The organism is Enterococcus xiangfangensis (genome assembly GCF_005405365.1).
Classification (GTDB): domain Bacteria; phylum Bacillota; class Bacilli; order Lactobacillales; family Enterococcaceae; genus Enterococcus_A; species Enterococcus_A xiangfangensis.
Genome location: NZ_BJDX01000002.1, coordinates 47,168 through 69,155, shown reverse-complemented (window position 1 = coordinate 69,155; position 21,988 = coordinate 47,168). Strand labels below are relative to the sequence as shown.

At 37.3% G+C, this 21,988-nt stretch carries 24 protein-coding genes; 15 read left to right on the top strand and 9 right to left on the bottom strand.

What is annotated here, in order from left to right:
* Positions 1–38: 38 nt before the first annotated feature.
* Positions 39–1,013, bottom strand: a complete 975-nt coding sequence (locus FFM68_RS02455; RefSeq protein WP_137617857.1) for a helix-turn-helix transcriptional regulator — start codon at positions 1,011–1,013, stop codon at positions 39–41.
* A gap of 108 nt (positions 1,014–1,121) precedes the next feature.
* Here FFM68_RS02455 and FFM68_RS02450 point away from each other — a divergent pair, with 108 nt between their 5' ends.
* Positions 1,122–1,601: a GyrI-like domain-containing protein gene (locus FFM68_RS02450; protein ID WP_137617856.1), complete on the top strand. Its 480-nt coding sequence runs from the start codon at positions 1,122–1,124 to the stop codon at positions 1,599–1,601.
* 147 nt (positions 1,602–1,748) lie between these two features.
* On the opposite strand, the gene FFM68_RS02445 is transcribed toward FFM68_RS02450, so the two are convergent.
* The 3 genes from FFM68_RS02445 to FFM68_RS02435 form a co-directional block, all read right to left on the bottom strand.
* Positions 1,749–2,294, bottom strand: coding sequence for a ferritin-like domain-containing protein (locus tag FFM68_RS02445; protein ID WP_137617855.1), 546 nt, complete (start codon positions 2,292–2,294; stop codon positions 1,749–1,751).
* Between the two features lie 3 nt (positions 2,295–2,297).
* Positions 2,298–2,525 (bottom strand): heavy-metal-associated domain-containing protein, encoded by a 228-nt coding sequence (locus FFM68_RS02440; RefSeq protein WP_137617854.1) that lies wholly within the window; start codon positions 2,523–2,525, stop codon positions 2,298–2,300.
* A 95-nt stretch (positions 2,526–2,620) separates the two neighbouring features.
* Positions 2,621–4,486: a heavy metal translocating P-type ATPase gene (locus FFM68_RS02435; RefSeq protein ID WP_137617853.1), complete on the bottom strand. Its 1,866-nt coding sequence runs from the start codon at positions 4,484–4,486 to the stop codon at positions 2,621–2,623.
* Positions 4,487–4,778: 292 nt separating this feature from the next.
* Here FFM68_RS02435 and FFM68_RS02430 point away from each other — a divergent pair, with 292 nt between their 5' ends.
* Both FFM68_RS02430 and cysK read left to right on the top strand, forming a co-directional pair.
* Positions 4,779–5,177, top strand: a complete 399-nt coding sequence (locus FFM68_RS02430) for a hypothetical protein (protein ID WP_137617852.1) — start codon at positions 4,779–4,781, stop codon at positions 5,175–5,177.
* A gap of 139 nt (positions 5,178–5,316) precedes the next feature.
* Positions 5,317–6,246 carry a cysteine synthase A gene (gene cysK / locus FFM68_RS02425; protein ID WP_137617851.1) on the top strand — a complete coding sequence of 310 codons (930 nt, stop codon included), beginning with the start codon at positions 5,317–5,319 and terminating at the stop codon, positions 6,244–6,246.
* Positions 6,247–6,379: 133 nt separating this feature from the next.
* Here the strand turns inward: cysK and FFM68_RS02420 are convergent, their stop codons facing one another.
* Positions 6,380–7,816, bottom strand: a complete 1,437-nt coding sequence (locus FFM68_RS02420) for a DUF2142 domain-containing protein (RefSeq protein ID WP_174784495.1) — start codon at positions 7,814–7,816, stop codon at positions 6,380–6,382.
* Between the two features lie 299 nt (positions 7,817–8,115).
* Here FFM68_RS02420 and FFM68_RS02415 point away from each other — a divergent pair, with 299 nt between their 5' ends.
* Entirely contained in the window at positions 8,116–8,979 is an 864-nt protein-coding gene (locus tag FFM68_RS02415; protein WP_137617850.1) for an AraC family transcriptional regulator, read from the top strand.
* A gap of 182 nt (positions 8,980–9,161) precedes the next feature.
* On the top strand, positions 9,162–9,452 hold the full coding sequence (locus FFM68_RS02410) for an iron-sulfur cluster repair di-iron protein, ric (protein WP_137617849.1): 291 nt from the start codon (positions 9,162–9,164) through the stop codon (positions 9,450–9,452).
* Between the two features lie 149 nt (positions 9,453–9,601).
* Here FFM68_RS02410 and FFM68_RS02405 read toward each other — a convergent pair whose 3' ends face one another.
* On the bottom strand, positions 9,602–10,471 hold the full coding sequence (locus FFM68_RS02405) for an SDR family oxidoreductase (protein WP_137617848.1): 870 nt from the start codon (positions 10,469–10,471) through the stop codon (positions 9,602–9,604).
* 9 nt (positions 10,472–10,480) lie between these two features.
* Complete coding sequence (deoC, locus tag FFM68_RS02400) at positions 10,481–11,179, bottom strand: deoxyribose-phosphate aldolase (protein WP_137617847.1); 699 nt, start codon at positions 11,177–11,179, stop codon at positions 10,481–10,483.
* A gap of 161 nt (positions 11,180–11,340) precedes the next feature.
* Between deoC and FFM68_RS02395 the strand changes: the two genes are divergently transcribed.
* From FFM68_RS02395 to FFM68_RS02370, 6 genes are all read left to right on the top strand, one after another.
* A complete protein-coding gene (locus tag FFM68_RS02395) occupies positions 11,341–11,757 on the top strand; it encodes a PTS sugar transporter subunit IIA (protein WP_137617846.1) in 417 nt (138 codons plus the stop codon).
* 36 nt (positions 11,758–11,793) lie between these two features.
* Positions 11,794–12,291 carry a PTS sugar transporter subunit IIB gene (locus FFM68_RS02390; protein WP_137617845.1) on the top strand — a complete coding sequence of 166 codons (498 nt, stop codon included), beginning with the start codon at positions 11,794–11,796 and terminating at the stop codon, positions 12,289–12,291.
* Positions 12,292–12,346: 55 nt separating this feature from the next.
* Positions 12,347–13,192, top strand: a complete 846-nt coding sequence (locus FFM68_RS02385) for a PTS mannose/fructose/sorbose/N-acetylgalactosamine transporter subunit IIC (RefSeq protein ID WP_137617844.1) — start codon at positions 12,347–12,349, stop codon at positions 13,190–13,192.
* Between the two features lie 12 nt (positions 13,193–13,204).
* Positions 13,205–14,014 (top strand): PTS system mannose/fructose/sorbose family transporter subunit IID, encoded by an 810-nt coding sequence (locus FFM68_RS02380; protein ID WP_137617843.1) that lies wholly within the window; start codon positions 13,205–13,207, stop codon positions 14,012–14,014.
* A 72-nt stretch (positions 14,015–14,086) separates the two neighbouring features.
* A complete protein-coding gene (locus FFM68_RS02375) occupies positions 14,087–14,989 on the top strand; it encodes a class I mannose-6-phosphate isomerase (RefSeq protein WP_137617842.1) in 903 nt (300 codons plus the stop codon).
* Positions 14,990–15,030: 41 nt separating this feature from the next.
* The gene (locus tag FFM68_RS02370) at positions 15,031–15,741 is read left to right on the top strand and encodes a GntR family transcriptional regulator (RefSeq protein WP_137617841.1); all 711 of its coding nucleotides are present in this window, start codon (positions 15,031–15,033) and stop codon (positions 15,739–15,741) included.
* 76 nt (positions 15,742–15,817) lie between these two features.
* Here the strand turns inward: FFM68_RS02370 and FFM68_RS02365 are convergent, their stop codons facing one another.
* Both FFM68_RS02365 and FFM68_RS02360 read right to left on the bottom strand, forming a co-directional pair.
* Positions 15,818–16,435 carry a hydrolase gene (locus FFM68_RS02365; protein WP_137617840.1) on the bottom strand — a complete coding sequence of 206 codons (618 nt, stop codon included), beginning with the start codon at positions 16,433–16,435 and terminating at the stop codon, positions 15,818–15,820.
* Positions 16,436–16,569: 134 nt separating this feature from the next.
* Positions 16,570–17,454: a LysR family transcriptional regulator gene (locus tag FFM68_RS02360; protein WP_137617839.1), complete on the bottom strand. Its 885-nt coding sequence runs from the start codon at positions 17,452–17,454 to the stop codon at positions 16,570–16,572.
* A 108-nt stretch (positions 17,455–17,562) separates the two neighbouring features.
* Here FFM68_RS02360 and FFM68_RS02355 point away from each other — a divergent pair, with 108 nt between their 5' ends.
* The 4 genes from FFM68_RS02355 to FFM68_RS02340 all read left to right on the top strand — a co-directional run bounded on the left by FFM68_RS02355 (position 17,563) and on the right by FFM68_RS02340 (position 21,598).
* On the top strand, positions 17,563–18,126 hold the full coding sequence (locus tag FFM68_RS02355; RefSeq protein WP_137617838.1) for a DapH/DapD/GlmU-related protein: 564 nt from the start codon (positions 17,563–17,565) through the stop codon (positions 18,124–18,126).
* 45 nt (positions 18,127–18,171) lie between these two features.
* Positions 18,172–18,912 carry an SDR family oxidoreductase gene (locus tag FFM68_RS02350; protein ID WP_137617837.1) on the top strand — a complete coding sequence of 247 codons (741 nt, stop codon included), beginning with the start codon at positions 18,172–18,174 and terminating at the stop codon, positions 18,910–18,912.
* Positions 18,913–19,114: 202 nt separating this feature from the next.
* Positions 19,115–19,516 carry a VOC family protein gene (locus tag FFM68_RS02345; protein ID WP_137617836.1) on the top strand — a complete coding sequence of 134 codons (402 nt, stop codon included), beginning with the start codon at positions 19,115–19,117 and terminating at the stop codon, positions 19,514–19,516.
* Between the two features lie 285 nt (positions 19,517–19,801).
* On the top strand, positions 19,802–21,598 hold the full coding sequence (locus tag FFM68_RS02340) for a heavy metal translocating P-type ATPase (RefSeq protein WP_137617835.1): 1,797 nt from the start codon (positions 19,802–19,804) through the stop codon (positions 21,596–21,598).
* The last annotated feature ends 390 nt before the right edge of the window (positions 21,599–21,988 follow it).

Here is a 21,988-nt window from a genome sequence, read left to right as displayed (position 1 = left end):
AAACTGTCTCACTCAGTGCTTTAGAAAAATTCAACTTGCTAAGATTCTGGAATCTCTTGGTGATAAAAAAGTGTACTGCCTTTCAAATAATTTAAAACTTTGTTTGGAATCTTCGTGATTTTAAGATCTCTGCCTAAGAAAAGTAACCAATTGGCTAATTCGGCTAGTTCTTCAGAATCGTTAACAATAATAGAAGCTTTTAAAACAGCTGTAGTTTGGTAAGGATTTGTATAAGAGACGGAAAATTTTAAAGGATGATACTTTTTGAACTGAGCGATTGCCTTTGGACCAAGTTCGAGAATTAGGTTGATTGTTTCTGGCTGTTCAGTTAGTTTTTGTAAAATTTTTTTCTTGTTTATTTTTTTCTGGGGATAAGGCTCTATCTGGATCAAGTGATCAATAGGAAAAAATCGCCGTTTTTCTTCTTTTAGGTCAAAACCTTCCATGTGCCAGAGATTTTTCTCGCGATAAAGGTGCAAGACGTAAATGGGATAGGTCTTTACCTCATTCGCTTCTTTACTAGTGACTAGTAAAGAACGCTCTACAAGAAGCGATTGGATCATTTTTTCTAACATGGGTTGGGGGAGATCTGATAATTCAAGCAAATCTGGATTAATCGAGTTGGTCCCCTCGAAAAGCAAAAGTTGATTTAATAAAATCAGGTTGTCCTGCTGATTTTCTGAGATAAGACCGAGTATTTTTTCGGTCAGCGATTGTCGGCTTTTCAAATAGGGGAGTTGTTGGTTTCTTGTAGCCATGAAAGCAATAAAAAGTGCTTTGATCTCATCGTCGGTAAAACGAATCGTAGGCAAGACAGAATTGTTCATGACGAAGTAACCGCCCGCTCTTCCGACTTCAGCGACAAGGGGCATTCCCATAGCTTCGATTTCTCGAACATCTCTTATAGCAGTTGAACGCGAGATGCTAAATTCTTGCATAATTTCAGAGATTGTAAAATGGGAACGATTATTGATATAGCGCATAATAATATTGATCCGTTCAATTTTTTTCATGGATTCTCCTAAACAGTATCAGTTTTTGACATGATTAGAGACTAGTATAACCTTATCAACTGAAAAGACAATTCGTTTGATAAAATTTTAAAAAAAGGAAGATGCAATATGAAAAATTATACTTTGGAAGAAAAAGAAAGTTTTATCGTTTTGGGGATTGGAACAGAACTTAAAAGCGACTATACAGATTTTGCGGGAATCAATAGGGAAAAATCAACTTTTTGGCAAACACTTGAACAAAATGGCAAACTTAAATCTCTAAAAGCTGTTGCAGCAAATGACTATATTTTTGCTGTGAATGAAGCAGTAAATAATAAAATGATGTATTATGCAGGGGTCATGACTGATGTGACTTTATCAGAAGAATCACGCGTGATTCAATTTCCGCAAGGGGACTATTTAGTGGTAAAAGGAGAAGGAGCAACCGTCGATGAGTTGAACAATACACTTGCTGGAATTGCCTTTGGTCAAGTCTTGCCAACAGTCACTGATTTTGCTTATGTCGGCGGACCAAATGCAACTGTTATGATGGGAGAACAAAACGGATCAGTCGTTGGTGAGATGTGGATCCCCGTGGTTAAAAAATAAAGTATTAGAACTGGTTTGCCATTTGTGACAAGGAGAAAAAAAGCACTAGCAATCGTTTATCAAAAACAATTGCTGGTGCTTTTTGTAATTTATTATAGAAGATCTCGTGATCCTTGATTCCTGTTTTGGATCACAAGACTGGTTTGATTAATCATCATCGTCGTCTTCTTCGTCTAAATCTTGGCGAACAGTTTTTCCTTGCAAACGCTGAACTTGGTAAATGACTTCTTTATTGAAACTCAATAGTTCGATAAGCAATTGTTGCAAACCAAATTTTTCTTCTTTTTCAGCCAATTTGATCGCCCGTGTAATAAAGATATTTTGGAAATCAAAGTCTTTTGCAAAATTTTCTAACATCTCAGCAGCTGATAGATATTTGTTTTGACCGTGTTCAGAAATTTTACCGTAACGGGTCACTTCTTCTAAGGTAGTAGGGATGACCTCATTTTCAATCACTAATTCATGCGCGATCTTTTTGAACCAAGCAGTTTCTTGCTCAGCAAATCCTGCAAAGAGTGGACTTAATTCATGAGCAGATAGTCCTAGAACATAAAATTGGGCTTGGGTCAATTTCATTTCTTCTAGTTTAAAGTTAGCTAAGATGTGGCCTACCATCGCACCAGCAGTTGGTTTATGATGGTCAATCTCGGCTTGTTCGATTTCTTGAGCAAATTTTTCTTCGACTGTACTCATTGTTTACGCCTCTTTTACTTTAGTTGATTGTACGTCATAACCTAATTTCTCGACAACAGCAGATAATTGTTCAGGACTCACTTCATCTGGATTGAAGTTGGCTTTGATTTTGCTGGCATTGAATAATACTTTTGTATCGCTGACTCCAGGTTGTTGAGAAACAGCATTCTCAATTTTTTGCATACAGCTTGGGCATGACAGCGTATCTAATTGCATAATGATTTTTTTCATAATAAATCTTCCTCTCTTCTTCTTGATGCTTTTATTATAGGACGCCGCTCGTTTAAAAAAATTGATTGTTATCAAGTTTCGTTGTTTTTTCTAAATTATTTTTTACGGCCAAAGTATAGTAGGCGCATAGCGTTAAAGATTACGACTAGAATGCTGGCTTCATGGACGAACATTCCACTAGCCATGTAGATAAAGCCGGCAAACAAGCCAATCAGCAAGAATAAGACAACACCGATCGCGATCACAACATTTTCACGCGTGTTCAAAACAGTTTTCTTAGCTAAACGATAAGCATGAACCAACGCTTCAAAGCTTGATTGCATCAAGACGACATCACTTGTTTCAATGGCGACATCTGTTCCTGAGCCCATGGCGATTCCGATATCGGCTGTAGCTAAAGAAGGCGAATCATTGATACCGTCACCAACGAAGGCAACCCGGCGACCTTGATCTTGGAATTTTTTAACAAATTGAACTTTTTCATCTGGTAATAATTCAGCATGAACTTCATCGATTCCTAAAACATCGGCGACATATTCAGCAGTGATCTGGTTGTCACCAGTCAGCATAACTAAGTGTTTTGCTCCAGCTTGTTTCAAACGTGCGAGTTGTTCGGCAACTTCTGGACGAATAACATCGGAAACACCAATGATCTGAGTGATCTTTTTATCGATTACTACGATCACAACGGAACTACCAGTTTTTTGTAATTGGAGTAGATCTTGTTCTTGTTGCGGTGTCAACGAGAGATTATGTGTAGCAATCAATTTGGCATTACCAGCACAAACTTCGTGGCCGTCGATTTCAGCGACAATTCCTTGCCCTTTGATTGTTTGGTTGTTTTTAATAGCTAATTGTTGGAAAGCAAGTTTCTTTTCAGTAGCATAATTAATGACCGCACGACCAAGGGGATGATCAGACAATGTTTCTAACCGGGCTACTAGGGCTAAACTTAATTCTTCATCATTTGTATAGTTCTTGATATTTGAAACAGCAGTGGTCCCTTTAGTCAAAGTTCCTGTTTTATCGAAAACGAAGGTATCGATTTTTGAGAAAGTATCCATCGCCTCGCCGCCTTTAACTAAGATTCCACGTTTAGCACCATTCCCAATCCCAGCGACGTTCGAAACAGGTGCACCAATAACTAAAGCACCAGGGCAACCAAGAACTAAAACGGTAATAGCTAAGCGGAAATCACGACTGATTAGACCGACAATCAATGCGATCAATAAGACTGCTGGCGTATAGTATTGTGAAAAACGATCAATAAATTTTTCTGCATGAGATTTAGTATCTTGAGCTTCTTCGACTAATTCAATAATTTTGGCAAAGGTAGTGTCATCACCGACTTTAGTTGCTTCGATCTTTAAATAACCATCAGCTAAAATCGTTCCAGAGAAAACTTCATCGCCAGTTGTTTTAACGACTTGTTTTGATTCACCAGTTACCGCTGCTTCATCAGCGTAACCTTTTCCTTCAATGACTTGTCCATCGACTGGAATTGCGCCGCCAGTTTTTACTAAAACGACATCGCCTTCTTCTACGTCATCGATCTCGACTTCTTCGGTCGTCCCATCCGCTTGAACAACACTAGCGGTAGTTGGTGCCATTTCTGTTAAAGCCTTGATGGATTCTCGTGTTTTAGTCAATGTCTTTTGTTCTAGGTAGCTACCGAATAAAAATAAAAAAGTAACGATGGCTGATTCATTGTATTCACCAATAATGAAAGCACCGATTACAGCGATGGTAACTAACAAATCAATTGAGATAACTTTGACCTTCACTGCTTGATAAGCGTGAATAGCGATAGGGATTACCGCAATGATCGAGGCGACTGCTAAGGCGATCTTGTATAAAAGCAGGACACCGGCAAGTTTGCCAATAAAACCTAAAGCGATTAAAGCGGCTGATAAAACAGTGATGTGGTTACTATGATCTTGGATCCACTTTTGAAATTTCATTTTTCTTCCTCTTTTCTCTTTCGTTCTTACAAGACATAGTATAGGACCTTTCCTTTAGTAAAAAATTGACTAATATCAAGTTTGGAAAAAAGATTGAATAAAATGTATTTTTCATTTTGTTGAGGTTTTTCCTTAAAAAAACCGAAAAGAGACTATAATCAAAAAACAACAGCTGGTTTTTTCTACTACTAATAAGTAGGGACTAAACTGGTTTCATTAAAATGGCAGAAGCCGATGATACCTGTCAGCTGGGTGACTGGGAGATAAATTAAATGAATCGGAGGGTTTATAGATGAAACAAACTAGTTATGAATATGAATCAGAATTATTGCTTAAAGTTAGAGCCAATCTTTTTAGAGAGTGGAAACAAGCGGCTGACCATCCTGCTGTAGAACAACTTCTAAACTCAAGAACCAAAGCAATACAGAGACAATTCAAAAAAGAGGCGGTAGGAGGTCATCTTTTGATTTTTCAAAATAAATTGGTCTTTCAACCGCATAGCTTCAATAGTGATGCGTCCTTGCAAGAAATACTCAGCGAAGACATTCAAGCAATTAAGCGCGTCAATACATTTGGGATTATTCCCAATGGGGTGATTGTCGAAACAGCTGCACAAAGTTTTCAATTTGTAGTCTCTAAACGGAAAAGAGTCGTCGAGCTTTTAAATAGTGTGAGATCAAGAAGTGATTAAATAGCTAAAATTTGGAGACGTGCCGTCTATAACTAAAATCAATGGCTGACCATCAAAAATCGGTATTAGTCAAACTAAACAAATAACAGGTATAGTTGACGTACTGAAAAACAAGTAGTTGAAGACGGAGGAAATCAAGATGGGAAAAATTTATCAATCAATTTCAGAGTTAATCGGTGAGACACCTATTGTGAAATTAAATAAGCTAGTACCAGAAAACAGCGGAGAGGTTTATGTGAAGCTGGAGTTTTTTAATCCTGGCGGCAGTGTAAAAGATCGGATCGCATTAAATATGATCGAAGCAGCTGAAAAAGCTGGACAATTAAAACCAGGAAGTACGCTTGTCGAAGCGACTAGTGGAAACACAGGGGTCGGCTTAGCCATGGTTGGTGCGGCAAAAGGCTATCCAGTCACTATTGTAATGCCGGATACAATGAGCACTGAGCGGAGAAAACTTATCCAAGCTTATGGGGCAACGTTGATTTTAACTCCTGGAGCGGAAGGAATGAAAGGGGCCATTGCGAAAGCTACAGAGCTAGCTAGTCAAGATGGATTCTTCATGCCGTTGCAGTTCAATAATCCCGCAAATACAGAAGCCCATCGCGAAACGACAGCTAAAGAGATCCAAGCAACTTTTGAAGAAATCGGCTTAGACGCCTTTGTCGCAGGTGTTGGTACAGGTGGAACGATCACAGGCGCAGGGCAAGAATTAAAACGGCCCTATCCTGATTTGAAAATTTATGCAGTAGAACCTGCAGAGTCTGCTGTCTTAAGAGGTGGAGCGCATGCTCCTCATAAAATCCAAGGACTTGGAGCAGGTTTTGTACCAGAAATATTAGATACGACAGTTTATGATCAAGTCCTTTCTGTTTCCAGTGAAACAGCCTTACAGACTGCTCGCGAAGTGGGAGCGAAAGAAGGGATTTTGGTGGGAATCTCAGCAGGTGCGGCGATTCAGGCAGCAATTCAAGTGGCGAAAGAATTAGGACCAGACAAAAAAGTACTAGCCATTGTTCCTGATAATGGCGAGCGCTATTTGTCTACTGCATTGTATCAATTTGACGAATAAATAATTTCAGCTTTTATGAATAATAAGCTAAAGGAGGTGCGACAAATATCTTGTCACACCTCCTTTTCGAATAAATAGAAGCTACTTCTGCCACAATTTCTTTTTCATTTATATTTTTTTTCTGACTACTGATTTAAGCAGCTGGATACCGTGTGCTGAGTGTGATCAGCGTTGCTAGTAGGACCAACAGTAGTAAGCCAGAAACAAGCATATTTATTTTCATTGGTTTGATATTTAGAATCTTTTCTTTACTTGAAAATAAAGGGATCAACGCCAAGCTAACAGGAATGAAATAGCGACCTTGCAGCCCTTCAATCGAATCGGTCTGTCCAACCTTATTCCAAATTTGATACAGAGCAAAGAAAGTCAGCAACGTGTAAACAATCATCATAATAGTCAAGATCACCCGCTGCTTGATAGTCAAGAAGTGTCTCTCTTTGTCTTGCACAAGAGCAGCTAGAATGAAGCTTGTAAAATACAAAACAACCCAATGCAGTCCCAAAGGAGTATCTAGTAAACCAAATTTGCCAACAAATGAATAAACGATACCGTCTCCTTTTGAACCGAATAAATAATTTCTTTGAAAATTTTCGAAAAAAATTGATGGTTGTTTTAAGAACAAGACTAGTTGCTCGTTAGGGTTGGCAAAATCCCGGTAAAGAATCTGTTGATCGATCATAAGTTTGTTCCAAGTAATATAGAAGAAAATACTTGCAACAAAAATCCCAACACCCCAGAGTGTTTTTTTCCTAATGCCAAAGAATTTATTAGGTATCAAAAAGAACAGAATTCCTAATGTGATCAAAGTCGGTTTCATTAAAACTAAAATCACCATCAAACAAGCACTGATCAAAAGCAGGGGATTAGAAATATGGTCTTTAGTAACCAATCCTAAGATCCGGGAGATAAATAGAAAACTGATTGAGATGATGAGACCATCTCCAGATGTCGAGGATGCTAAGAAAAGCGCCATCGGATTCAATGCCAAAACAGTTGAGCCTATTTTTGAAAAGGGGAATTTCCAGATAGCGAAAAAGACGATCACGGTGTAGGCGACCAAATTAAAATAGCGCGCAGCATAATATTGCCAGATTATTGGTTTTCCTAATATCTTTCCAAACGAGATTCCGATAATTTGCGGGATGTAGCTAAAAAAATGATAGTTTGTAATCCCGCCAGTTCCAATAAAGGCTTTCTCTCCGTTTTTAATTTTTGTTTTGTCGGCTTTTTCATAGAAATAAGGATATCCTTCATTTTTCCCACCTTTATCAATGGCATAGGAGTTCATGCTTTTGATAGTATATGGGACTTCAAAACCAAAATTCCCCCAAGTCTTGTCTTCTTTATTAAGTTTTTTTGAATAGGATTCCGGTCGTACGTTAAATTCAGAAAATGAATAAGCCTTTACAAAATGTCCTACTTCATCTGGAGCTTGTAATGGCGGAACAATTTTGATCATCATCAATCCAAAGAACAATGACAATACTAAAAATAGTTTGTTTGGAAAAGCAATCTTTTTTAACGAATCAAGAACATTTATATTAGCTAATAATTTTTCGATTAGAATCACTCCTCACTAATAAACAATAACTCAATTATACCTATTAAGTGATCGAAATAAAACCTGCTGCCAAAAGTAGTTATTTCTTATCTATTATAGTCGAAAGACAGGTCAACAATTTTTAAGAGTGGTCGTTCTCTTTTTTCTAATCAGAAATGGTGCGCGTCTTTTTCAAATAGTTTAATTTTGAAAAATGGAATTGATCCAGCTTTCTTACTATATGATACAATCGACATTATTGGTCTGAGATTTATCAAGTAGTCAGACCAAATCCTGTGTATGATCAGTATATAAATGAGGTGAGGGAAATGATTCAAGAGTTGAATCGATTGATGGAGTATATTGAGGAACATTTAACGCAAGAAATCTCAATAGCAGAAGTTGCAAAACAGATTGGAATATCAGAATATCATTTGAAACGAACGTTTTCTTTTATTGCGGGAATTTCTTTGATCGACTACATCAAAAATCGACGGCTGGCGATGGCCAATAAAGATTTGGTCGAAGGGGAACTGGTGACCGATGTTGCGTTCAAGTATCGGTATCAATCGGTAGAAGGTTTTTCTCGTGCTTTTCGCGAGTGGTCAGGCAGCTTGCCTTCAGAGGTCATTAAAAGCCGGCAACAAAAATCTTTTCCGCGCCGCTCATTTTTTATTGATGTAAAAGGAGGAGTTTCAATGGATTTTAAAATTGAAGAAAAAGAAGCTTTCAACTTAGTAGGTGTTTCCAAACGGGTACCCGTACAGTTTGAAGGTGAGAACAACGCGATTCAAGAGTTAGCCCAATCAATCACCGCACAGCAGAAAACGGAAATGCATGAGTTAGGGGACTTGTATCCGCAACGAGTACTTAATGCATCCTATGCCTTTGATGAAGCGCGAATGGAAGAAAGAGGAGACTTAACACATGTTATCTGTTTTGCGACAACCAAAGAAAATCACTTTGCAGATTTGACGCAGTTGCAAGTAGCCAAACATACATGGGCAGTATTTCCTAATCAAGGACCTTTCCCGCAAACGCTACAAGATACTTGGGGAAAAATCTATTCAGAATGGTTACCATCTTCAGATTATGAACTAGTTCAAGCACCAGAAATCTCATTTACTAATTTTGATGACGGCATAGAAAATTGTTACAGTGAGATTTGGCTGGCGGTAAAAGCCAAAAAGTAGAATTTAAATAAGAGGCAATGCAAGAGATGATTGGCCTTCTTCACGCTATTTCTCAAATAAATTCATAAAACTTGATAACTATCAATTTTTTTAGAAATGATTCATTCTATACTTTGAAACATAGAGGAGAGGAAAAATAATTGCTCGCCAGCTAAACAAAGAAAATGAAAGAAGGAACGATCATGTCAAAAATTAGTAGTTATTTAAATGAAAACCGAGAAAAATTAGCGCTTTATACAACAGCGATCACACGCGCACATGGTGCCAATCATCCAGAAGTTTTTGAAGTGAAAAAAATTTACGATACTATTTGGGATCAGCTGCAAACAGAAGGACCAGAAGCCGATTTAACTTCAGAATTTGATCGGTTGCAAGCAACGACTAACAATTATGAAATTCCGTCAGATGTTTGCCAAACATTTGAAGCAACATACAAAATGCTAGCTGAAGCCGATCAATTGAGTCAAAGATAAAGAAAGAATAGTGAAGGTAAAAGCCTTTTTAATCTTAGAAAAATTAGTTCAGCCTATATGCAAAAAGATCAGAATAGGATCAGACTTTTAAAACCTGAATAAAAGACTGACCCCACCAAAAATTATCAATTTTGGTGGGGTCAGTCTTTTTAGTTTTTCCAATCAAAATCAGTTAAACAACGATCTAAATCATTTTCAAAAGTAGAGATTTGAATACCTTGTGCTTCGATTTTATCAGTGGCTAATCTCAGATTACGAAAACGATCAGCATATCGATTGTAATCGGGTAAAATATATTGCACAATTGTTGCTTCATTAAAGCCTAATACTGATGCTAGGTATTTAGCAGATTCGTATGTTGATCGATTATTTTGACTTGAAAAATGATAGATACCGTTTGGTAAATTAACGATTTTATCAAACTGCTCTGCTAAATTGTTGGCATAAGTCATACCGCGAACTTCGTTGACAGTAAATTTGGTCGGTTTTTGATAGAACAGGGCATCCATTACTTTTTTAATGATATTGGGACTACTTTTTATACCAGGATAGGAAAGCCCCATCATCCAGGATAGTCGTAAAGTCACCGCGTCTATCTCATTTTCTAATAGAAAATTCTCGACGTTGATCTTTTGTTGCCCATAAATAGAGGAGCTGTCTACGAGTGTTTCTTCCGAATAAGGGTTGCGCTCCGTTCGTTGATTAAAAACTTGTTCAGTGCTCAGAAAAATAAACCGAGCGTCTTTTTGTTGGCAGACTTTGGCGATGTTGATAGGACTTTCAGTATTAACTTTATAAGTATCTAAAGGATTTGTTTCACAATCGACTGTTTGGGTTCTAGCAGCCGTATGAAGAACGAGATCAAATTCTAAATTCTCAAAAAAATTAGTGACCGCTTCTGGTTGTATAAGGTCAACGTCTTTTCGAGTAACTGGAATAAATTCATAATTGTTTTGGTTATTAGCTTGAATCAGTGCTGCTAAGTAACCATTTGCACCAGTGATGGCGATTTTTTTCATGAAATCCTCCTAGATATTAATTTTTCCATCAATGGCTTCTTTCTTCAAATCTTCGATAATTGTGATTCCAGAACTCGTTCCAATTCGTTCAGCACCGCATGCAATCATTTTTTTGAAAGTTTCGGCATCTCGTATACCACCGGCAGCTTTGACTTTTACTTCAGAACCTACATGTTTTTTCATCAATTTTATATCTGAAAAAGTCGCACCCGTTGGAGCAAAACCAGTCGATGTTTTAATAAAATCTGGTTGCACTACTTTAGCAATCTCACATAGAGCGATTTTTTCTGCTTCTTCAAGATAGGCATTTTCAAAAATGACTTTTGAAATCACATCATTTTCACGACAAATTGCAACTATTTTTTCCATCTCGTTTTTTAAATAATCCCAATTTTTTGCTTTCACTTCTGTGAGATTAACAACATAATCAATTTCGGTCGCCCCTTTTTCGATTGCATCCCCAGTTTCTGAAACTTTGGCTTCAATTGAAGTTTGTCCTAAAGGAAAGCTGATGGCCGCCCCAACATTAATGTCAGTATCAGCCAAGATTTCACTGCATAATTTTGATTGAACCTGATTAATTGCCACCATCTTAAAATGGTAGTCTTTAGCCTCATTGCATAAAAAACGAATATCTTCTTTAGTAGCGTAGGGTTTCAAATTTGTGTGGTCAATAAAACGTGCAAGTTGATCAATCGTATAGTTCATTAAAAATTCCTCCTAATATGTATTTACATAATAAATCATAAAATAGTTTCGTTTACTTGTCAACGGATAAAATAAATGAATTTTCTGATTGACAACGCTTTCTAAAGGAATTATCATAATGACATAAAGTATTTTGTAATTACATAAAAGGAGTGTGGCTGATGAAAATAATTGTAACTAGTCATGGTGATTTTTGCCAGGGAATTTTGGATAGCTATCAAATGATTGCTGGAGAAAATCCGCATTTACGGTCAATTAGTTTAACTGATGCAGGAATAAAAGATTTTTCAGAACGCTTTAATAAGTTGTTGAAGGAGTTTGAATCAGAAGAAGTGTTGATTTTGACAGATATCAAAGGGGGGACGCCTTACAACGAAGCCTATAGTTACTATTTATTGCATGAAGAACGTGTTCGAGTGATAGCTGGTATGAATTTACCGATGGTTATTGAAATAGGGCCTAATCTATTGAATAGTAGTAGTTTGGCAGATTTATATGCGAGTGCAATTGAGATTGGGCAACAAAGTATTACGGGTGTTGTAACTGAAATGGTTCCAGAAAATGATTTAGAATTTTAATTAAGAGATAAATTTACTATTTAGGAGGAATTTGAAATGACAATTACTTTAGCGAGAATTGATGACCGAGTAATTCATGGACAAACAACAACAAGATGGACGAAAGCACGACCAGTACAAGGAATTTTGGTAGTGGGGAATGATATTGCACAAGATGATTTACGAAAAAAAGTACTCAAAGCAGCTGCTGGGAATTTGAAGTTAGGCGTTTACACTACTGAACAGGCAGTAGAAAGTGTTCCGAAGGGGAAAAATTCGCCGAAGGATTTCTTTTTAATTAGTAACTCTCCGCAAACATTTGCTGAGCTCGTTCGTTTGGGAGTTGATTTTGGTAAAAAGCTAAATGTAGGACCGATGAATACTCGTGAAGGCGCGAAGGTACTTGGTAGAACAGTAGCAATCGATGAGAAAGATTATGAAGCATTCGAATATATGGATCAGCAAGGAATTGAAATTGGTTTCCAATTATTACCAGATGATGAATCAAAGCCATGGAAAACAATGAAGGCAAAATATGATTCATTATCAAACTAAAATAAATTATTACTAAAAAAACAACAAAAATTGAGGACTAAAAGGAGGAAAAGAAATGGATGGAAGTTTATTTTTACCAGCTTTACTGACAGGGATTTTTTGCTACTTAGGTGCAATTGAAAGTCCTTGGCTATTTGGAATGAGTGGAGGATTCTATGTTGTTGGGCGCCCTCTAGTAGCAGGATTTTTAGTAGGTATTGCTTTTGGTGATATTAAAACTGGCGTATTATGTGGGCTAGCAGTTCAAGCTGTTTTTATTGCAAACTTATCTACTGGTGGGGCAACAAATAGCGAGATTACTTACGCAGCCTATGGTGGAATAGGGCTTGCTTTAGCAACAACTGGAGAACCGGCTGTTGCCGTGACTCTATCAATCCTAATTGGTCAAACATTTGGACTTATTTTTTATAATACACGAATGGCTCTATATTCATTTTGGAATACTAGAGCACAGAAAGCTGCTGAAAATATTGATGATCGTGGCATTACATTGAATCATATTGTTTATCCGCAAATTACTACTTTTTTACTTCGAGCAATTCCAATTTTTGCAGCTATCTTCTTTGGCCGTGGGTTAGTAGATTGGCTGTTAAATAATGTTCCACAAGTTGTTACAGATACTATTTCAGTTTTAGGCGGTGTTTTACCAGCTTTAGGGATAGCTATGTTGATGGGAATCGTAATCAAGGAAAAAATACACTTGGTTTTCTTTTTTGCCGGTTTTGTTTTGATGGCATTTGCTAAGTTAAATATGATTGCTTTAGTATTTCTTGCTGCACTGGTTGCGTATATTGTTTATCTAAGCACTGGGAAAAATGGTAGTAACAATAATCTTTCTACTACAACAAATGTGACGGCTGAACAAAATGAAGCAGCGTATGAAGACGAGGACCTTTTTTAAGGAGGGAAAAAAATGGAAAATCGATTAACAAAAAAAGAATTACGTCAGATTTGGAAACGCTGGGGATTTACGCACTTATCCTCAATGAGTTATGAAAAATTACAGGCACATGCTTGGGCATATTCATATTTACCATTTGCTGAAAAATATTATAAAAATGATGACGCAGCGAAACGAAGATTATTACTAAGACATTCTATGTTTTATAACACTGAACCACAAACGGGACAACTGATTAATGGAATTGTTGCTTCATTGGAAGAAGAGATTGCAATCGGTGGTGATGTTCCTGAAGAAATGCCGGTAAATATCAAGACGACATTAATGGGACCGTTAGCAGGTATTGGAGATTCAATTATTCAAGGAATCATTGTACCGATATTATTGTCAATTGCGATGGGGTTATCCGCGGGTGGAAATGCTTTAGGTCCAATTTTTTATATTATAAGTTATGGAATTATTGGTCCATTGATTTCTTATTTATGTTTCATGAATGGTTATCGGCTAGGTGTAAATGCAATAGATGTCATTATTGGAGAAAACGCAAAACGAATTACCGATGCTTTTAATATTTTAGGAATCATGGTTGTAGGCGGCTTAGCGGCTTCTAATATTGCACTAATAACTAAAATAAAAATCCCTATGGGAGATGAAGTTCAAAAATTGCAGACCGTTTTGGATGGAATTTTTCCTAATGTGCTCCCTTTAGTAATGGTATTGCTGGCATGGTATTTACTAACTTCAAAACAAATGACAGCTACAAAAGTTATTCTTGTTTTGACTGTAATTTCAGCAGTTGGTGTTATTATCGGGGTATTTTAAATAAAAAACGGCGTGTTTCTTCTGAGACGCGTCTTCTTTATTTAAAAATAATAAAGTTATAGGAGGAATAATATGTATATTTTAGAACCAGAATCACGAGAACGGATTTGGGGAACACCAAGACTACATGATTATAGCGGCAATCATCAGATAGAAAAAATTGGATCGGTATATTCAGCAAGCGGAGTTTCTGAGATTGATTGTAAGATAGTGAATGAAGAGCAGACCTTTAGTCAAATGATTACTGATGATCCGAAAAAATTTGGACTGGAAGCGGGGGAAGTTTATCCTTTAATTATTTCGTTTACTGCCTGTGATGAGAATCTTAGCATTCAAGTTCATCCAACTGATGATTATGCTCGACGTATCGAACATATGCCTTATGGAAAAAGTGAAGCCTGGTATTTTATTACACCTCCAAAAGATGGCTGGATTTACGCAGAACAGGAAATTCCTGAAAAATCAGCTATCTCAGAAGCCGCTAAAAAAAATGAATATACAAAAATTTTGAGAGAATATTCGGTCAATAGAAATGATTTGATTTATATTCCATCGGGGACGATTCATGCCTTAACAAAAGGTTCACTAGTTTATGAAATCCAACAAGCTACAGATATTACGTATCGTTTTTATGATTATGATCGTAAGGATAAAAGTGGTCAGAAACGTGAGTTGCATGTTGATAAAGCAATTGAAACATTGCATCCTGAACAGCATGTAGAGAAAAATAGTTTTGTATTTGGAGAAACAGTGGCTCAACGTGAATTCACTATTCGACATCTAAAAGGGGAACAAATCGTAGTAAACGAATCAGAAATAGCAAGTATTCTAACAATTTTGACTGGTGAGATAATTATTAATGAGATCAGTTGCAAAACTGGGCAAAGTATTGTTTTATTAAAAGATGAAAGGTTAGAAATACCAGAAACAGCAGAGGTAGTTTTAGCCACGCCAAAAAGATATTGGAAAAAGTAATATGTTATAATGTATACAGTTAAATGAGGAGTAGGTAGCTTATGAAGGTTCCTTTGCATAAAAAAATTCGAATAAATCTATTGGAAAAAATTCAAAATGGTGAGTACGTGGAAAACCAACTTATTCCCACAGAGATGGAACTGGCAGAAGAATATAATGTTAGTCGACCAACTATTCGTCAAGCCGTGCAGTCATTAGTGGATGAAGGTTATTTAGAGAAGCGTAAAAAACGAGGGACAATTGTTAAAAAAAATAAAATCCAACAAGAGTTTACACATGTGATTGAGAGTTTTGATTTAGAAATGAATCGAAAAGGAATCCTACCTAAAACAAAAGTTTTGAATTTCCAACAAGTTGTGGCTAGTGAAGAAGTTGCAGAGAATTTAGAATTGAATCAAGGGGATGCTGTTTATAAGCTAACACGTCTGCGTTATGCGGAGGAAAAGCCGGTTGTTCTAGTCACTAGTTACATCCCGTTTGAATTGTTTCCAAATTTTCAACAAATTGATTTTACTAAAGAAAAAATGTACCAAGTTTTTAAAGAGATGGGACATCCGATAAAGACTGTTACAAGAAAATTGGAAGTTATAAAAGCTGATGAAACGATCAGTGACTTATTAGATGTGGCAGAAGGAGACCCGATGTTCTATTTTCATACACAAGGTTTTTCAGAGAATCATGTGCCTATTGAATATTCTATCTCCAAATATCGCGGTGATATCAATTACTTTGTTTTTGAGTTAGCTCAATAGGATATATTAAACGCACTTTTATTAGCAGCTAAATTTAATAAAAATCCCTCGCTAGTATTCAGCGAGGGATTTTTTGTTACCGTAAATTAGAAAATGCACCAAACTGGGTCATTAATTCATCAAATCCAGGTACGGTTTCTTCTCGGTTCCAGTCGCGTTGTAGTTCGCAAGCGAGTTGGGCGATGGAAGTTAGTTGTGCACCTGCTTGTTCGACACGGCGCAAGGCTGTTTCATGTGCAATTGGTGAGGTTCCACCGACCGCATCAACGATCGGATAGACTTCATAACCTTCTTTTAATGCGTCTAAGGCTGGAAAAGTCAAACAAGCTTCCGTCCATAAAGCAAGGATCAAGATCTTTTTACGACCGGTGGCTTTAATCGCTGCGTTATATTCTTGGTCTTCCCAAGCATTGATTGAGCTGCGATCATAAGAGGGAACATCTTCACCCACCGCTTTTTTCAAGACAGGGATTGTATCAGTATTCCACCCTTTTTCAACATTCACTGTAGAAAGTACAATCGGGATATTATAGAGTTTTGCTAATTTGATTACAATTTCCGTATTACGAATCAATTCTGAACGGTTCATCGAATTGATCGAGTTGATTTGGGTCGGCTGATAGTCGATCACGGTCAGCACAGTGTTTTCTGGTGAAAGCAATTCGTCTTCGATTCTTTTAGCATAACTGGTCATGTTCGTCACTCCTAATTCCTATTATTGTATTTTTTTGCCGAAGCGCTTACAAATTTTTGCGTGCATAGCTTAGTAAAACTAAGCTATGAATGTCGCTAGTTTGATAGACCAATTGTACTTCTTAATAGAAAAAATCACGAAGATTTTGTTTCGATTTCTTGCTTCAACCTCTCTAAAAAGAGAGCTGCAGCGTTTGAAAAAATTTGTTTCTTTTTCCAAATGAGATTGGTTTTTGACGTGAGTTCTGGCATAAGCGGAACAAAGGTCAAGCCACTGTTTTCTGTATTAATAATTCCATCGATACAAAAGGCAATACTTGTTCCATCTTTAATGAATAATGAAGCATTGTAAAGTAAATTGTAACTGCCGACTATATTAAAATTATTCAAGTTTCCGCCTAACCATTCAGAAAGCTGATTGTTGACCAACATTTGACTAGAGATTAATAATGACTGATCGTGGATATCATTGGGAGTAACTGCCGATTTTTTTGCTAATTTGTGATCATTATTGACTAAAATGCCCCAACGATCTGAGACGGGGAGTGGAATATACTCATATTTTTGTTTCTCTACTGGATCGATCACTAGTCCAAAATCCAACAAGCCTTTATCGATTTTATCTTTGACATCGTCCGCATTACCGCTATACATATGGACTTTAACGTCCGGATAGCTTCCCATCAGGTCATTCAAAAGAACCGACAAAACACGAAATGTCTGAGTCTCTCCGCCCCCGATCATGATGTCGCCGCCGATTACTTCATTTTTTTGGAGATTTGAAGTAGTTGTATCTACTAATGCTAGAATTTCTTTTCCACGATTTTGTAAATAAACCCCATCCTCCGTTAAGGAAATTTCACGATTACCGCGAATAAAAAGTTGAACCCCCAGTTCTTCTTCCAAATCCTTTAATTGTTTTGACAAAGTGGGTTGAGAAAGATGCAACACTTCTGCCGCTTTACTAATAGTTTTTTCTTGAGCAACGGTCAAAAAATAATTCAATACGCGTAGTTCCATAAGATCCTCCTATAACTGAAAACGATAGTTGGCTATTCGATATAAGTATTTTTTATTGTAAGTATAACGAAGTATACTAAAATCAACAAATAAAGGAGGTCGAATGATTTGGCTAACTATGACTTGCTCGCTAAAATCCAAGGAATCGAAATTTTGCCTGGTTCTGCCATCTATGACGAGATTCATTTATTAAAAGCCAACAATGAACAACTTATTATGAAAATGAATGGATGCTACTATGATCCTAAGAACGTCCGAATGTATATGGAACAGATTACGGAAAGACCAATAGATGATTCTGTAACAGTTTCTCAACCATTTTATACAGATTTTGGGAAACATATCATTTTGGGGAAAGACATTTTTATTAACCAGAACGTTACGTTTGTTGATCTAGGCGGAATCACGCTTGAGGATCATGTATTGATTGGTCCGATGTGTCGAATTATTACAGTCAATCATCTAATCGATCCTAAAAAACGTAGAGGCTTGTCTGTCGCTGCGGTTAAGATCAAAGAAAATGCTTGGTTAGGTGCTAATGTTACGATTTTGCCTGGTGTAACAGTAGGTAAAAACGCGATTATTGCTGCAGATGCGACCGTTACTCATGATGTACCGGACAATGTCATCGTAGCTGGTTCACCAGCTAAAATAATCAAAAAAATAAGCTAGTTAAAGAATCAAGTACAGATAGAAAATAGAAATGGGGAAAAACTAATGACGAATATTTCAGAAAAAGTAATTATTATTATGGGTGCTTCTTCAGGTATCGGTGAAGCTACAGCAAAATTATTGGCTAGTAAGGGAGCTAAACTTGTCTTGGCTGCGCGGAGAGAGGAACGAATCAAAGCTTTAGCTGAGGATTTAGGTGAGCAAGTTTTTTATCAAAAAGCAGATGTGACCGATCGCCAACAAGTCCAACAAGTGATTGATCTAGCTATGGAAAAATTTGGCAGAATTGATGTCATGTATAATAATGCCGGAATCATGCCGCAGGGCAATTTAGCAAAATTAGAATATGTTAGCTGGCAAAAGATGCTGGATATCAATATTATGGGAGTGCTGAACGGCATTGGAGCGGTATTACCCATTATGCAAAACCAACAGTCTGGTTTGATTATTTCAACGGATTCGGTGGCAGGTCATGTGGTTTATCCTGGCTCAGCGGTTTATAACGGAACGAAATATGCAGTAGGGGCTATTATGGAAGGTTTGCGTCAAGAAGAGCTGTCTAATGGCATTCGTTCAACGATCGTCTCACCGGGAATGGTTTCCTCAGAATTGTTCAATACAGTAGGTGACGAAACAACTGAAATGGCACTACGTGAAACAGCCGGCAAAGCAGGATTTAGTTTAGCGGCAGCAGATGTTGCGCAAGCAGTGCTTTATGCGATTGAACAACCAGAGCATGTAACGATTAGTGAAGTTTTACTGCGCCCTGCCAAACAAAGTATTTAAAAAATCAGCGGGTGTTATTTGAGGACAATTTGAGCCTTCCTATCTAACAAGAAGCTAAACATTTTTTGTCAGCAATTGTTAAAAATGAATCGAACTAAAATTATCTGGTAAGAAGCGTTTGTTATACATCGTGCAAGCGCTTTCTTTGCTTTGTTCTAACTATTCTTGCATAATAAAGGAAAATTTGATTGGAGTGAACAAAATGTCAACGATGGTATTTACAAATTATCCGGTACAAGATGTGCAAGCTTCGACAGAATTTTATGAAAAACTTGGATTTACGAAAGTGCAAGAAATGTCTGATGAACATGCTAGTTCGATGAAATGGGACGATAGTTTCTGCATCATGGTGTTGAGCCATGAGTTTTATAGTAAATTTCTCAAAGATAAAAAGATCGCAGATACTAAGGTGCAAAGTGGAACGCTGACTGCTTTTTTAGTCGAGAGCCCAGATGCAGTCAGAAAAATCGCAGAAGCGGCAAAAGCCAACGGTGGAGATTATTTCGCTGTTGATATGGGAATACCTGAAGATCAAATGTTCAGTCTGGAAGTTACAGATCCTGATGGAAATCAATTTGAACCCGTTTGGATGAAGACGCCGTAGTGAAAAAAATAATGATTATAGCTATTTCGAAAAGGGAATGGGGCAAAGATTTTGTCGCGTTCCCTTTTTCTGAACAATTGATGTTCCCCCAGTTTCTTCGGAAATTCGCGAAGGTGGTCATAGCGCAGAGGGGAACTTTTATTTTAGGTTTCTAATTATAATTATTTTAAAATAGAAAGATATTTTTTCAGTTGTTAATGATTATCTTTATCATTTGGGCTTTCTTATTTTCAATTAGATTATTGAAGTGCTAATCTATTACTGAAGAAAATGGAGGCGGAGCAAATGAGTAACATAAAGAAATTTTTTTTAACAGTAATGGTTGGAATCATCGCCTTAATTCTGGAGTTTGGTTTTCAGCAAAATCAATGGGCCTTTTGGCTCGTTTCAATCATTAGCGGTATCATGACAATCTCTATGTTGATTGGAATGATCAAAACATTACGATCAGGAAAATATGGAGTAGATATTTTAGCAGTTACTGCTATTGTGGCTACATTAATGGTTGGAGATTATTGGGCGAGTTTAGTTGTTTTGATCATGCTGACAGGCGGGGATAGTTTAGAAGACTACGCTAGTCATCAAGCAAGTCGAGAATTACGTTCGCTTTTGGACAATTCGCCGCAAGTGGCTCATCGGATTGATGGCGAAGAAATAACAGAACTCACTGTTGAAGAAGTTCGAGTGGGAGACTTAATCTTAGTTAAACCGGGTGAATTAGTTCCGGTTGATGGCCGAGTTGTGGTTGGAGAATCGTTTGTTGATGAATCTTCGTTGACGGGCGAATCCAAACCGATTGAAAAGAAGATGAATGATGAATTGATGTCTGGTTCGGTCAATGGTGATGCAGCACTTCGTATGAAAGTGACAAAATCTGCACAAGACAGTCAGTATCAGACATTGGTAAAATTAGTGAAGGAATCTGAAGCAAAGCCCGCTCATTTTGTTCGATTGGCTGATCGATACGCAGTTCCATTTACAATTACGGCGTATATCATCGGTGGGGTGGCTTGGTTTGTTTCAAAAGATCCCGTTCGTTTTGCCGAAGTTTTAGTTGTAGCTTCCCCTTGTCCGTTGATCTTGGCAGCACCAGTAGCATTGGTAGCTGGAATGAGTCGCTCAAGTCGAAATGGTATTGTTGTAAAAACCGGAACGACCATTGAAAAGCTGGCTCGGGCCAAAAGTATCGCATTTGATAAGACAGGAACTTTAACAGAAGGGAAACTTTCAGTCGAAGAGATTCATGTCGATACTACCGAAGTTTCAAAAGAAGAATTGATTACTTATGCAGCAAGCGGCGAACAAGAATCTAGCCATATTTTAGCTCGTTCATTGGTCGCTTATGGAAAAGCGAATCAGCTTGCGTTGTTTCCTGTGACTGAATTGGAAGAAATCACCGGACAAGGGATCCAAGCCAAAGTCAATGGCAAAACAATTCGAGTTGGTAAAGCAACTTTTGCGGGAGCAACTAGCGAATTAACTAACGAAAAAACGGCGGTTTATGTTTCTTTAGCTGATCAATATGTCGGCTACATCACTTTTACTGATATTGTCCGCAAAGAATCTGCCAATACGATCACAGAACTAAATAAACTTGGAATCAAAAAAACCATCATGCTGACGGGGGATCGTCAATCTATCGCTGATCGAATCGCCAATCAAGTCGGAATCACAGAAGTTCATGCTGAATGTTTACCGGCAGAAAAAATCGATGTGTTAAAAACCCTCAAAGAACAAGATCGACCAGTCGTGATGGTGGGCGATGGTGTCAACGATGCGCCCGCTCTAGCCGTTGCCGATATCGGTATCGCGATGGGTGCCCACGGTTCGACTGCTGCTAGTGAAAGTGCCGATGCAGTCATCTTGAAAGATGATCTGAGTCGAGTTTCAGCAGCGATCCATTTGTCTCAAGATACGATGCGAATCGCTCGTCAATCAGTGCTGATTGGATTGATTATTTGCGTAATCTTAATGCTGATCGCAAGTACGGGAGTAATCCCAGCATTACTAGGTGCCGCCTTGCAAGAAGTGATCGACACAGTCTCAATTTTATCTGCTTTAAGAGCAAGAAAAGATCAATAGAAATTTTAAAGGAATGTGACAAAAGCCTTGTCGCATTCTTTTTTTAAATTAGTTTTTTAGCTTCTTCAGAACTAAGCTGAAACTTCATGAAAAATTGAAAAGAAATTTTGGAACGCCACCTTTTTTTATTATTGCTTCACAGATTTTTTAAGCTGGAGGAATTTATTTATAGAAAGTTTTGGTCCAAAAAGGAATATTGGCAAAATAATGTTAGTTATAATAGCAAAATAAGCGATAATATTTTGAAAGCGCTTTTTTGTTATGATACACTAATTTTGTAAGTTAAATTGATGATTTATTTAATAACTCAAAGGAGACACCGATCATCTATAGGAATTAACGAATCTGGCAGCACAATAATTTTTCGATTTTGGCAATAAATCAATTTGA